Origin of the sequence: Gemmatimonas sp. (assembly GCF_021298855.1) — a bacterium.
Lineage (GTDB): Bacteria > Gemmatimonadota > Gemmatimonadetes > Gemmatimonadales > Gemmatimonadaceae > Gemmatimonas.
In genome coordinates, this window is the sequence record NZ_JAJTHI010000001.1 from 20016 (window position 1) to 33649 (window position 13634).

General features: G+C 68.3%; 9 protein-coding genes. 2 read left to right on the plus strand and 7 right to left on the minus strand.

All coding sequences use genetic code 11. The features are described from left to right. Positions 1 to 8: 8 nt before the first annotated feature. From LW840_RS00090 to LW840_RS00105, 4 genes are all read right to left on the minus strand, one after another. The gene (locus LW840_RS00090) at positions 9 to 524 is read right to left on the minus strand and encodes a hypothetical protein (RefSeq protein WP_291268650.1); all 516 of its coding nucleotides are present in this window, start codon (positions 522 to 524) and stop codon (positions 9 to 11) included. Between the two features lie 94 nt (positions 525 to 618). Continuing rightward, positions 619 to 3921 (minus strand): DEAD/DEAH box helicase, encoded by a 3303-nt coding sequence (locus LW840_RS00095; RefSeq protein WP_291268649.1) that lies wholly within the window; start codon positions 3919 to 3921, stop codon positions 619 to 621. 65 nt (positions 3922 to 3986) lie between these two features. Then, entirely contained in the window at positions 3987 to 6344 is a 2358-nt protein-coding gene (locus LW840_RS00100) for a Tex family protein (RefSeq protein WP_291268648.1), read from the minus strand. A 233-nt stretch (positions 6345 to 6577) separates the two neighbouring features. Continuing rightward, entirely contained in the window at positions 6578 to 7324 is a 747-nt protein-coding gene (locus LW840_RS00105) for a type 1 glutamine amidotransferase domain-containing protein (protein ID WP_291268647.1), read from the minus strand. A 121-nt stretch (positions 7325 to 7445) separates the two neighbouring features. Between LW840_RS00105 and LW840_RS00110 the strand changes: the two genes are divergently transcribed. Further along, positions 7446 to 7784 carry a helix-turn-helix domain-containing protein gene (locus tag LW840_RS00110; RefSeq protein WP_291260877.1) on the plus strand — a complete coding sequence of 113 codons (339 nt, stop codon included), beginning with the start codon at positions 7446 to 7448 and terminating at the stop codon, positions 7782 to 7784. A gap of 42 nt (positions 7785 to 7826) precedes the next feature. On the opposite strand, the gene LW840_RS00115 is transcribed toward LW840_RS00110, so the two are convergent. Further along, positions 7827 to 8792, minus strand: a complete 966-nt coding sequence (locus tag LW840_RS00115; protein WP_291276204.1) for a hypothetical protein — start codon at positions 8790 to 8792, stop codon at positions 7827 to 7829. Positions 8793 to 8903: 111 nt separating this feature from the next. Here LW840_RS00115 and LW840_RS00120 point away from each other — a divergent pair, with 111 nt between their 5' ends. Beyond that, on the plus strand, positions 8904 to 10271 hold the full coding sequence (locus LW840_RS00120) for an MFS transporter (protein ID WP_291268645.1): 1368 nt from the start codon (positions 8904 to 8906) through the stop codon (positions 10269 to 10271). 21 nt (positions 10272 to 10292) lie between these two features. On the opposite strand, the gene LW840_RS00125 is transcribed toward LW840_RS00120, so the two are convergent. Both LW840_RS00125 and polA read right to left on the minus strand, forming a co-directional pair. Continuing rightward, positions 10293 to 10670, minus strand: coding sequence for a hypothetical protein (locus tag LW840_RS00125; RefSeq protein ID WP_291268977.1), 378 nt, complete (start codon positions 10668 to 10670; stop codon positions 10293 to 10295). A 12-nt stretch (positions 10671 to 10682) separates the two neighbouring features. Then, complete coding sequence (gene polA, locus LW840_RS00130; protein WP_291276205.1) at positions 10683 to 13628, minus strand: DNA polymerase I; 2946 nt, start codon at positions 13626 to 13628, stop codon at positions 10683 to 10685. Between the last annotated feature and the right edge of the window lie 6 nt (positions 13629 to 13634).

The window sequence follows — 13634 nt, forward strand, 5'->3', positions numbered from 1 at the left end:
CTCAGCTCTCAGCTCCGCCCCCAGAGCCCGAGCACCTCGTGCACCCGCGCATCCGCCGTCGCGCGCGCCTGCGCCCACGGGATCAGCCCCCGCGCCGCGTCGGTGCACAGCAGCTCCGCGCGGGGCGTGATCCCCACGCGCCCGAGGTCCAGCCGGTCCGCATCCCAACAGGCCAGCAGGGTTGCATCGCCGGTCGTGTGTCCGTCGGTGTGCAACCGGCACGCCTCGTACAGCAACTCGAAGCGCGTGTCGTCGAGGTGCACCAGCGAGCCGCGCAGCGCATGCGCCAGGTCGCCGCCACGCAACCCGTGATCGGGGTCGAGGTGCTCGTTCACCCGCCGCGCGTCATGAAAAAGCGCGAACAGCCGCACCACCTCCGCATCGCCCCCCTGTGACTCGGCGACGCGCAGTCCGTTCTCCCACACCCGCGCCCAGTGGTACACCCCATGGTAGCCGTCGTGCGGCAGCGAGTAGCCGCTGAGAATGACCTGCAGGAGTGCACCGTAATCGTGAGCGTTGGGCATGGGGAGGGTGAGGCGTGAGAGAAAGAGTGCCGTCTGAGAATACCGCCGGAGCGTGGAACCTGGATTCTCCTTCCGACCGCTCGGGTCTCTCGGCTCACCCGAACAGCAGCTCCAGCTCGGCGCGCCCGATCGCTCCCAGCCCGCCCTTGTCTTCGCCGAGAATGGCATCGGCCAGCGCCCGCTTGCTGGCCTGGAGTTCCAGAATCTTGGACTCGATCGTATCGCGCGCCACCACGCGCGTGGCCAGCACATGACGCAGCTGCCCGATACGGTGCGCGCGATCGATCGCCTGCGCCTCGACCGCCGGATTCCACCAGGGATCGAGCAGATACACGTACTCGGCGGCCGTGAGGTTGAGTCCGTGCCCCCCGGCCTTGAGGCTGATGAGAAACACCGGCGCGCCCTCGGCCGACTGGAAGCGCGCCACGCGCGCGCCACGGTCGCGCGTCCGGCCGTCCAGATACTCGTAGCGCACCCCCGCCTCATCGAGGCGCGTCTTCACGAGGGCCAGGAAGCTCGTGAACTGCGAGAAGACGAGCGCCTTGTGCCCTTCGGCGGTGAGCTCCTGCAGCGACGGAATGAGCGCATCGAGCTTGGCGCTGGGCAACGTGGTGCCGCTCGCGTCCACCAGCACCGGGTGACAGGCCGCCTGCCGCAGCCGCAGGAGCCCCTCGAGGATGTGCATGCGGGAGCGCGCCATCCCCTCGCGGTCCACGAGGTCGAAGAGCTGTTCGGCGTAGCGCACCCGTACCGCTTCGTAGAAGGCGCGCTGTTCGGGCTCCAGCTCCACCTCCAACGTCTGTTCGATGCGCGCCGGCAGCTCGGCGGCCACCTGCGCCTTCGTGCGCCGCAGGATGACCGGACGCAGCGCCCGTGTCAGCAGGTCGTCGGGCGCCTCGGGCGTACTCCACACGCCGGCGGCGGCCGTGGCCGGCCCCAACAGACGCGCGGCCGAGCTGAACTTCGACGACGCCCCCAGCATCCCCGGGTTGAGGAACTCGAAGAGACTCCACAGCTCTTCGATGCGGTTTTCGATGGGCGTCCCGGTGAGGGCCAGCCGATGGTCGGCTTGCAGCACGCGTGCCGCCTTCGCGGTGGCCGTGCCCGCGTTCTTGATGGCCTGTGCCTCGTCGAGCACCACGTAGTCGAAGCGCTTCTGCCCCAGCTGCACCACGTCGCGGCGCAGGGTGCCGTAGGTGGTGATCACCACATCGGCATCGAGCGCGTCGAGCGCCACATCGGTGCGGTCGCCATGACTCAGGTCCACCACCCGCAGCCGTGGGGTGAAGCGCGCCGCTTCCTGCATCCAGTTGAAGACGAGGGAGCGCGGAACCACCAGCAGCGACAGCCCCGCGCGTTCCACCCGCCGGGCTTCGAGCAGCGCCAGCACCTGCACCGTCTTGCCGAGCCCCATGTCGTCGGCCAGGCAGCCGCCCAGCCCGAACTGCCGCAGGAAGGCGAACCAGCCCAGGGCCTCATGCTGGTAGCCGCGCAACGCCCCCACGAACGTGGCAGGCACCGGGACGGTCCCGATGGTGCGGAAGGTGCGCAGCTTCGTGCGTGCCTCCGCCAGTTGGGCGTCCACATCCACGGCCGGCAGCGACTCGAGAAGAATGTCCACGAGCGCCAGCTGCCCCCGCTTGAAGCGCACCACACCGCCCCGCCGCTCTCCGAAGGCCTGCAGCGCCTGCCAGGCGTTGAGCGATTCGCGCGGGAGGACGCCGATGGCGCCATCGGGCAGGGGAAGTTGCGTGGCGCCGCTGGCGCGCGCGGCGAGGACCTCCATCAGGGGCACCACATGCGATCCGAACGTCACGTGGCCTTCGAGATCGAACCAATCGACACCGGTGCGCCCCGTCACCGTGACCGGACCGGCCGCGACCAACGGCTGCCCTTCGTATTCCACGTGCCACCCGTCGTGCACGAGCGCCGCCAGCACCGTCGGGGCCTGCGGCCCGGGGAGTGCCAGCCCCATGCGATGCTCCGCCGGGAAGTAGAGCTCCTGTGCCCCGGCAGCGCGCACCTTCGTCACGGCTTCCCGTTCGAGCGACAGGCGACGGCGGTAGAGGGTACGCGTGGTGCCGTCGAATACCCACGGCGTGGACGAGTGGGCATCGGCGAACGCGTTGCCATACCGAAAGCGCACGGCGAGCCGGGTGAACGGCCGCCGCGACCAGGGCGCATCCGCACGCGCCGTGAGGTAGCGCGCGGGGGTGACGTCGAACTCGGTGTGCACCGTCCCATCGGGCAGCGCAAGCGCCGGCAGCCCGGGCGTGCCGTGGTACTGCTCGAGAAAGGCGGAGGGATCGTCACCCAGATCGAGCTCGCCCTCGCGCCAGAGCAGCGCCAACAACGGTTGCAGCACGCCCGATTCGACCCGCGCCAGGGCATCGCCCTTGAGCATCAGTCCCGACGGGGTCAGCACGTCCACGTCGTGCAGCGCATGCTCCTGACGGTCGCGCACCAGCGACGCGGTGAGGGCGTAATGCGACGCCGACGTTGGAGCGGCGGAGGTCGTGACGCGCAGCTGCACGGTATACGGCGCCCCGTCATCCCACCGCAGCACGCGCCCCTCGAGCGACGGCTTGAGGCTGCGCACCATGCTGCGCCCCGTTTCACAGAGCAGCCGCAGGGTGGTGGGAAAGGCGCGCAGCGGAATGACGAAGCCGTTGGCGGGCATTGCGGCGTCCGGCGCCGTGTCGCTGGTCCCGAGCAACAGGTTGGCAATGAGGCGATCGGCCGGATCGGGCGCATCCACCCACGCCGCGGCGGCAAAGCCGAAGTGCCGCGGTGCATCCCACACCCCGTCGCGGTTGCGGCGCTGCGTGGCCACGTCAACGCGTACCCCATCGGCCTGCGGCGCCCCGGTCAGATGCACGAGGTACACGATCCGCCGGTCGGTGGGGATCGATCGCGCCGTCTGCCGACTGGCGGAGAGCTCACGCTGCGCCTGCGCCCCCGCAATCTGCCGCAAGGCCGCGCGCCACGGTTCCACCGCCGGCGGCGCGCCGAGCTCCAGCACCGCCCCCCCATCCTGCTGCTCGAGCGCCTCCAGGTAGGCGTCGTTGACGGGCGCCGCCGCTTCGAACGTCACCGACGGCGGGGGGGCATCGGCACGCAACGCCGCCGGCAGGGCCTCGTCCTCGTCGAGGCGCAGCAGCAACGCCCACTGGTGCTTGCAGGCACCACGCCCCGCCGCCGCCGCACACGAACAGGAGAGCGTCACCACCGACGCGGCCACGGTGATCGTGGTCTCGTAGGTCGACGTACCGCGCACCACCGCCACCACATGCTCCGGGCCGATCTCCAGCACCCGGAGACGATCGGCAGCGACGTACGCACGCGCCCGTTCGACCACGGGCGCGGGGAACAGGGCAGCAAGGCGAGGATGAATCACACGATACCGAACGGAGGGGGCGGCCAATACCGCCAAGAGCAGGCAACCGTCAAAGATAGCCTGCCTTACTTGAAGCGGATGCCGTTGGGCGCCACGGCACCCTTCGTAGGGACGAAGGGCTTCGCAGCGGGCTTGAAACCACCCTTGAGTGGCGCGCGCTGGGCATGACCCGGCGGCCGATTCTCGCGGGCGTTCTGTTCCACATCGCGGCGGGTCCCCCCCTCGGTGCTGCCCCCCTTGGGACCCATGCCGCCGTCGCTGCGCATGCTCAGCGCAATGCGATTGCGCGGCAGATCCACGCTCTGCACCGTGACCTTCACCTTCATGCCCACCTTCACCACGTCGTTCGGATCCTTCACGTAGCGGTCGGCAATCTGGCTCACGTGCACGAGTCCATCCTGGTGCACCCCGATGTCCACGAACACCCCGAAGGCCACGATGTTGGTCACCACCCCTTCCAGCACCATGCCCGGGAGCAGATCACTGGGCTTCTGGATGTCGTCGCGGAACGCCGGCGGTTCGAACGCCGCACGCGGATCACGTCCCGGCTTCCTGAGCTCAGCCGCGATGTCCACGAGCGTGGGCATCCCCACATCGCCGCTCACGTACTTCCGCAACTCGATGCGGTCCACGAGGGCGTCGTTGCCAATGAACTCGGCCACGTTCACGCCCAGGTCCTGCGCCATGCGCTCCACCAGGGGGTAGCGCTCGGGGTGCACCGCGCTCGCATCGAGCGGATGCGCCCCCCCGCGCACGCGCAGGAAGCCGGCGGCCTGTTCGAACGCCTTCGCCCCCAGGCGCGGCACCTCGGTGAGATCCTTGCGCGAGGTGAAGCCGCCCTTCCGGTCACGCAACGTGACAATCGCCTGCGCGAGACTCGGCCCGATACCGGCCACGTAGCCGAGCAACGCCGCCGAGGCGGTGTTCACCTCCACGCCCACGCGATTCACGGCGCTTTCGACCGTTTCGTCGAGGCGCTGCTTGAGCTTCGTCTGGTTCACATCGTGCTGGTACTGCCCCACGCCAATGCTCTTGGGGTCGATCTTCACCAGTTCGGCGAGCGGATCCTGCAGACGGCGCGCGATGCTCACGGCGCCACGCAGCGACACATCGAGCTCCGGGAACTCCTGGCGCGCCAGGTCGCTGGCGCTGTACACCGACGCGCCAGCTTCGTTCACCACCACCACCTGCGGACGCGGCGCCTCCAGTTCACGCAGCGCCGCCTTGGTGAGCGTTTCCGTTTCGCGACTGGCCGTCCCGTTGCCAATGGCAATGAGCTCCGGCGCGAAGCGGTTGACCATGGCCCGCACGGCGCCAGCGAAGCGGTCTTCCTGATGGAGATACAGCGTGTCGGTGTGCACGAGCGCCCCGGTGGCGCTGACCACGGCCACCTTCACGCCGGTGCGGAATCCCGGATCGAGACCAATGGTCTTCTTCTCGCCGGCCGGGCTGGCCAGCAACAGCTGTTCGAGGTTGCGTCCGAAGATGGTGATCGCTTCGTCGTCGGCGCGCGTCTTGAGCTCCACGCGCAGCTCCACCTCGATGGCCGGCGACAGCAACCGCTTGTACGCGTCCGCGCACACGAGCGTGAACTGCTGCTGCGCCGGCCGGCCGGCACCGACCTCGCGGAGCAGCCGTGCGTTGATTTCCTCCACGGGCGCTTCGATGCGCCAGAGCAGTTCGCCTTCGGTCTCGCCGCGGCGAATGGCAAGCATGCGATGACTGGGAATGGTGCCGAGCGACTCGGCGAAGTCGAAATAGTCCTTGAATTTCGATTCGTCGCTCTTCTTCTCGGCCAGCACACTGCTCTTCACCACGCCCTTGGCGCGCGTGACCTCGCGCACCCAGCCGCGAATGACCGCATCTTCGGCAATCTGCTCGGCAAGAATGTCCCGCGCGCCCTGCAGCGCAGCCTCGGCGGTGGGCACCTCGCTGGGCTTGCCATCCACCTCGGGAAGAACGAACTCGGCGGCCCTGACGAGGGCGGCCGCATCATCGAGCCCTCCGTCCCACAGCGCCTCGGCCAATGGCGCGAGGCCACGCTCACGCGCAATCATGGCGCGGGTGCGGCGCTTCGGCTTGAATGGCAGGTACAGGTCTTCCAGCGTCTGCTTCGTGTCTGCCGCCATGATGGCGGCCTTGAGCGTCTCGTCGAGCTTTCCCTGCTCGTCGACGCTCTTGAGGATGGCGGCGCGGCGATCCTCCATTTCCTGGAGGTACTCGGCGCGCTCACGCACATCGCGAAGCTGCACCTCGTCGAGCCCGCCGGTCATCTCCTTGCGGTAGCGGGCAATGAATGGCAGGGTGGCGCCCTCAGCGAAGAGGGCGAGCGTGCGCTGAACCTGCTGCGCGTTGAGCGACAGTTCGGTCGCCACGCGTGCCACGAGCACGGGGGCGAGGGTATCGAGGGTCGGGGCAGTCATAGGCGCGGATACTACGTGCGCCGGACTGTGTTTTGGAGGGCTTGCGTTAATGCGGTCAGGCGCGTCGGCGACGCGCCTTTATGACAAGGGAGGGAGCAGGGGGAAAGGATTCAGGCGGCAGGGGGAAGGATCACCTTCCACCTTCACCCTGACCCTCTTCCCCCCTGCTCCCTCCCTTGCAACCAAAGCGGGCCAGCCAGCAGCCGGCCCGCCTACCCCGCGCGCACCGCCGCTCAGCGCCCCAGCGTTTCGATCACGAGCCGCGCCGCCGCGGCGCCCGAGTACTGCTGCTGCCCGGTGATGAGTCGGCCATCGCGGACCGCGAACGACCGGAAACGCTGGTCCACCACGAAGTTGGTATCGGCCATCGCGCGCGCCTCGTCCTCGATCCAGAACGGCTGGATACGCATGCCCACGAAACTGTCGGCGAACTGCTCCTCGCTGTTCGCGAAGCCCGTCCAGGTCTTCCCCTTCACGAGGAGCTCGCCGTTCGACAGGCGCGTCTCGAGCAGCAGGCAGGTCCCATGGCACACGGCCGCCACCACCTTGCCGGCCTCGTAGCTCTCGGCCAGCAGTGCCTGGAGGGCGGTGTTGCCGCGGAAGGTGATCATCGGCGACTGCCCACCGATCACGAACAGGGCGTCGTAGTTCGCCACCTCGAGGCCCTCGATCGACGCGGTGTTCGCGAGCAGCGAGGCGTGCGACGGCGACCTCTTGAAGCCCAGCGAAATCAGGTCGTGCGCCGAGTACCCGCTGGCGTCCTCCGGATCGGAATAGCTGTCGGCCTGCAACGCGCCGCCAAGCGGACTGCGGATCTCGACGGAGTATCCGGCTTCGGTGAATTCCCAGAATGGATGGGTGAGTTCGGCCCACCAGAAGCCCACGGGCCACTGCGTCACGGGGGACACGGCGGCATTGGCCGCGAGCATCAGCACGCGCTTGGGGCGGGCCGTGGTCGACACATTGATGTTGGCACTCATCTGGCTGTGGTCGGTGAGGAGTTGACAGCGACAACGGATCGACCACAGCGTATGGTATCACTCCCCGCTGGACCAGTATGCACTTTTTGGGGTGATACTTACACTTTTGAGAGTGTTATCGATGCCTGAGTTCGTATTCGAAGGGCTCGTGTTTCAGAGTCCCGTGGAGCTCGCCCTGCACGCCATCGGCGGCAAATGGAAGATGCCCATACTCTGGCGTCTCAATCGGCGCACGTGGCGCTACAACGAACTGCACCGCGACCTCACGCGCGTATCGCACAAGATGCTCACGCAGCAGTTGCGCGAGCTCGAGCAGGCGGGATTGCTCACGCGCACCGTGCACCCCGTGGTGCCCCCCCACGTGGACTACGCGATCACGGATCTCGGACGCACCGCGCTGCCGGCGATCGAGGCGTTGCGGGCGTGGGGAATGGCCTACCGGAGAAAGCGGGAGCGGTGAGCGAGCGGACCGGCGGGGACGCCGGTCTGTCCCTCTCGACGCTCAGCCGCACCCCGCAATCGCACTCTCCCACAGCACGCGCCACGCGCCTTCGCGCCGCGCGAGAACGGCGGCACCGAGCGCCACGCCGTCATCGCGGCCGAACAGCAGCCGCACATCCGGCGAACCGGTGGCGCGGAACGCGAGCAGCGGTTCGGCCACCACGAGTTCCTCCTCGTGGCCCGAGGCGCGCTCGTGCCACCCCACGCGCCACGTGGCCGCAGTGTTGCCGAGCGCGTCGACCACGAGCACGAGGCGCTCCTCCTTGGGATCGTCCTCCTGATTCACGCGGCGGGCCAGCAGGGCCACGACGAACGTGCTGTCGACACCGCGGGAGCGCCACGCGCGCAACACCACGAAGGGGAGCGCGCGGAAGGTGGCACTCGTGTCGTCGGGGAGACGTGAGGCGAGGCGGGTGAGATCGGCGGCGAGTCGCGCCGAGTCTCGCGGCGCCAGCCCTTCGATCGAATCGAGCGGAATGGGCGTCACGCGCCCGGCCGCGAAGGCGGCGGTCCACGGCGGCACCGCGGCGCCGGCGTCGACGGCGAGGCGGGCCACCGGCCACGCCGAACACCCGGCCTCCCCCGGCGGTGCCAGTTCCACGGCCAGGCGCGCGTCACTTACCCGCCCGCCCCGCGAAAAGAGCTCGACGCGCGCGTCCCCGACAAGCGCACCCACCCCGGTGGTATCCCCCACGCTGCTGTCCGCCGCCTCGGGGAGCAGCAGCGACCCGGCCACCATGCCGCCGTCGACGGTGGGGAGCACCACGAAGGGGCCCGCCGCCATGTCCCAACCGCTCACGCGGCCCTCGAGGGCGGCGGGCTCGGGACGCACGCCGTTTTCGGCCGGTGCCGCCGAATCGCCGCCGGCCGGCGACCGGGGGCGATCGCAGGCCATGCCGACGAGGGCCAGACCGACCAGGCACGCACGCCATGCGACACAGCGGAAAAAGACAGGGTGCCGGGGCATGTGAAGAAGTATGGCACGGGATGTACTGGACAGCGACCATACCGGCCCAGAGCATTACCCACCGACCCGGCTCGATCTCCGTGGCCCATTCACCGCCCGAACCACCTACCCGTGACCACGCCCGCCATCGCCAGATCCAAGGGGCTGCTCAACGCCCTCGGGCTGCACCGCCCCGAATTGCGGGCCTGGGCCATGTATGACTGGGCCGTGTCGGCCATGCAGACCGTCATCACGACGGCCGTGTTTCCCATCTACTTCATCTCGGTCGCCGGCGCCGACATGACGAAGGCGGAGGCCACCGCCTGGTATTCGTGGGCCAACACGGCAGGCGCCCTCCTCATCGCCGTCCTGTCGCCGGTCCTCGGTGCCATGGCCGACTATCGCTCGGCCAAGAAACGCTTCCTGAGCGTCTTCATGCTGCTCGGCGTGTTCAGCACCATGGGCATGTTCTTCATCATGCACGGGGACCTGTTCCTGGCCGCCACGCTGTTCGTGCTCTCGCTCGCGGGCGCCACGGGCAGCATGACGTTCTACGAGTCGCTGTTGCCCCACATCGCGCGCGAAGACGAAATCGATCGCGTCAGCACCGGCGCCTACGCCATGGGGTACATCGGTGGCGGGCTGCTCCTGGCCATCAATCTGGCGTGGATCAGCAATCCGGCGCTCTTCGGCCTTCCCGCCGGCGATGATCTCACGCCGGCAGAGGCCACGCTGCCAGCACGTCTGGCGTTCCTGAGCGTGGGAGTGTGGTGGTTGCTGTTCAGCATTCCCACGCTGCGCGGCGTGCCCGAGCCGCCGCGTCGCATCGAGACCGACGAAACGCCGACCGGCAATTCCGTGGTCGTGGCGTTCTCGCGGCTGCGCGAAACGCTCGGTGAAATGCGTCTCTACAAGCAGGCGTTCCTCACCATGCTGGCGTTCACCATCTACAACGACGGCATCCAGACGATCGTGCGCATGGCCACGGTCTTCGGTGAGGAGTTGGGGCTGCCGCGGTCGGACCTCATCACGGCCGTTCTCATCGTGCAGTTCGTGGGCATTCCGTTCTCGTTCCTGTTCGGCACGCTGGCCTCACGACTGGGCACGAAGCTGTCCATTCTGCTGGGGCTGGCGGTGTACACCGGTATCTGCATCTACGCCTACACGATTCACACGGTCACCGAGTTCTACCTGCTGGCCGGCATGGTGGCCATGGTACAGGGCGGCACCCAGGCGCTCAGCCGCTCGCTGTTTGCCAGCATGGTGCCCAAGCACAAGAGCGGCGAGTTCTTCGGCTTCTACAGTGTGTTCGAGAAGTTCGGCGGCATCCTCGGGCCGGCGGTCTTCGGCATCGCGGTGAGCACGACGGGCAGTTCGCGCAGCGCCATTCTGTGGGTGATCGCCTTCTTCGTCGTGGGCGGCGCCATGCTCATGACGGTGAACATCGCCGAGGGGGAGCGCATGGCGCACGACGCCGACGCGCACACCCTGTCGGCCTGAGCGCCAGGACACGCCGGGGCCCTATCGGGTTCCCTGGCCCACTGCCAGCAATCGCTCGTCGTACGGCGGATAGACCGGGCCGCCCAGGTCCCAGTGCCACGCGTCACGGCGCGTGCCGGTGCGCGGATCCTTGAGGGGCTTGTACTGGAGCCGCGCGACACTGAGACCGAGGGCCGCGCCGTACGCCACGAGACGGGCGCGATCGGTGCTCACCAGATGCACCAGCGGCGTGTCCTTCCAGACATGCCGGTGCAGCCAGAGGCCGCCGTCCATGGCGTGAATCATGCCCTCGCGACGCTTGACGTACTCCCGGCACCCGCTGAAAAGATTCAACGCCCGCAAGCGCGCGTGGCGCCGGTGGGAATCCGGGTCATTCACGATGGCCGGCAGCGTGGGCATGCCTCCACCCCCTCAGGACTTGGCCGTCACCCAGTCGGTGCCACTCCCCATCTCCACGAGCAGCGGCACGTTCAGATCTGCCGCGCCCTCCATCTCCCGCTTCACCAGCGCCGCCAACGCCGCCTCTTCCTCGGGAGGCAGCTCGAACACCAGTTCGTCATGCACCTGCAGCAGCATGCGGGCGGCAAACCCCTCGCGCGCCAGCGCCGCGTGTACCCGGATCATCGCGATCTTGATGAGATCGGCGGCCGACCCCTGGATGGGGGCATTGGCGGCCACGCGCTCCCCAAAGGCACGGATGTTGAAGTTGCGCTCCTTGAGCTCGGGGATGTAGCGACGCCGCTTGAAGAGCGTTTCGACGTAGCCCTTCTGCCTGGCCTCCACCACACACCGGTCGAGGAAGGCCTTCACCCCGGCAAAGCGCTCGAAGTAGGTATCGATGAATGCCTTCGCTTCGGCGTTGGAGATGCGCAGCTGGCGGGAGAGCGCGTGCGCCCCCTGGCCGTAAATGGTCGCGAAGTTGATCGTCTTCGCGCGCGCGCGCATCTCGCCCGTGACGTCCGTCAGCGGGATGCCAAAGATGATCGCGGCCGTCTGCCTGTGAATGTCACCGCCGGCCTGGAAGGCGCTGACGAACGCCGGATCACCGCTGAGGTGCGCGAGGAGGCGCAGCTCGATCTGTGAATAGTCCGCGCTGAGCAGGCGCCACCCGGTACGCGGCACGAACCCGCGACGAATCTCGCGCCCCAGTTCACGCCGGCTCGGAATGTTCTGCAGGTTGGGATCGGAGCTCGAGAGGCGCCCCGTGGCCGCGACGGTCTGGTTGTACGACGTGTGCAACCGGTGGTCGCGCGGATGCACGAGCCGGGGCAACGCGTCGATGTACGTGCCCTCCAACTTGAAGATCTCACGGTACTCCATGAGCAGCGTGGGAAGCACGTGCCCTTCCTCGGCCAACTCCTGCAGCACGCTCGCGTCGGTACTGGGGCCGGTGGCCGTCTTCTTCTTCACCGGCAGGCCGAGCTCCTCGAAGAGCACCGTGCGCAACTGCGGGTTGGAGTTGATGTTGAACTCGTGGCCGGCCTCCGCATAGATCGCCTGCTCGACCCGCGCGCGCTCGGCGGCGAAGCGCGTCTTGAGCGATTCGAACCAGGCCAGATCGATGGCGATGCCGTCGTACTCCATGTCGGCAAGCACCGACACCAGCGGCACCTCCATATCGCGCAGCAACGGCAGCATGGCGTGCTGCTCGAGCTGCGGCTGGAGCAGCGCCCGCAGCCGCATCGTCACGTCGACATCCTCGCACGAGTAGTCGCGCGCGGCATCCACCGGCACCACATCGAATCCCAGCTGCTGCTTCCCCTTGCCGCACAGCTGCTCGTACGCGGTCATGGTGTGCCCGAGATACTCGAGCGCCAGCAGGTCGAGCCCGTGTGAACGACGACCGGGGTCGAGCAGGTAGCTGGCGAGCATCGTATCGAACTCGAGTCCGGCCAGCCGTACGCCGGCGCCGCGCAGCACGAGCATGTCGTACTTGGCGTTCTGCGCGATCTTCTTCACCGCCGCGTCTTCGAGCATGGCGCGCAGCGGCGCGCAGGGCGCACTGTCGAAGGGTGGCAGATTCACCGGCTCCGGCACACCGGCGTTGAGGCGACGCCCGGCGATTCCGGCATCGCCCGAGAGCAACGCCAGGTTGCCCGAGCCGTCATCGCGGCGATGACGGAAGGGCAGGTAGTAGCCCTCGCCCGGCGCGACGGCAATGGAGAGCCCCACGAGCGTGGCACGCATCGCATCCACGGGATTGGGCGCATCCGGATCGCACACCGTTTCGGTATCGATGGCAATGTACGGTACCTCGCGCACCCGCTGCAGCATCCTGGTCAGCGCGTCGACCGTCTCGACCGTGGCGTAGCGCGCGTCGGCCAGCACCGGCACGCCGCTCGTGCTCTCCCGCACCGGCGCTGCCACGGGCCGCGCACCGGCGTGGGCCGCGGGGGCAGCCACCTCCGCGCTGCCGGTGGTCGTGGCCGCCGCCGGCGGCGCGACGGCCACTCCCCCCACATCCTTCAGCAGGCTCGTGAACTCGAGCTCGAGATACAGCGCCCGCAGCGCGGCGGTGTCGGGGGCGTTCACGTGCAGCTGCTGCGGGTCCAGCTCCACGGGCACATCACAGCGAATGGTGACCAGCTGTTTCGACAGGCGCGCCTCGGCTTCGTACTGGAGCAGCGCCTCGCGCGGACGCTTCTTCGTGATCTCCGAGGCGTGCGCGAGGATGTTCTCCAGCGGGCCGTACTGCGTGATGAGTTCGATGGCGCCCTTCTCGCCGATCCCCTTCACCCCCGGCACGTTGTCGCTGCTGTCGCCCACGAGCGCGAGATAGTCGATCACCCGCTCCGGCGGCACACCCAGCCGCGCGCTCGCGTTTTCCATGCCCACCCAGCTCTCTTCAACGCTGGCGGGCCCGCCTCGCCCGGGATTGAGCAGCCACACCCCGGGACGCACCAGCTGCTGAAAATCCTTGTCGCCCGACACGATGACCACGTGGTAGCCGGCCTCGACCCCCTTCTTGGCCATCGTGCCGATCACGTCGTCGGCTTCGAACCCCTCGGCGGTCAGCACCGGAATGTCGTAGGCCGCCAGCAGCTGCAGCACCCGCTCCAACCCCTGATCGAAGTCGGCCTGCAGGTCGTCGGCAAGCTTCTCGCGCGTGGCCTTGTAGTCGGGGTACAGCGCGTCGCGGAAGGTGGCGCCGCTGTCGTGGACCCACGCCAGCAGCTCCGGCTGGTGCGTCGTGAGCAGCCGCTTGAGGAAGTTGGCCACGCCCCACGCAATGCTGGTGTTCTCACCACGACTCGTGCTGAGCGGACGCTGCAGGAGCGCGAAGAACGCGCGGTAAATGAGCGCGTAGCCGTCGATGAGGAAGAGCCGAGGCGCCGGGGGGCGGGTGACGTCAGCCACGGCACC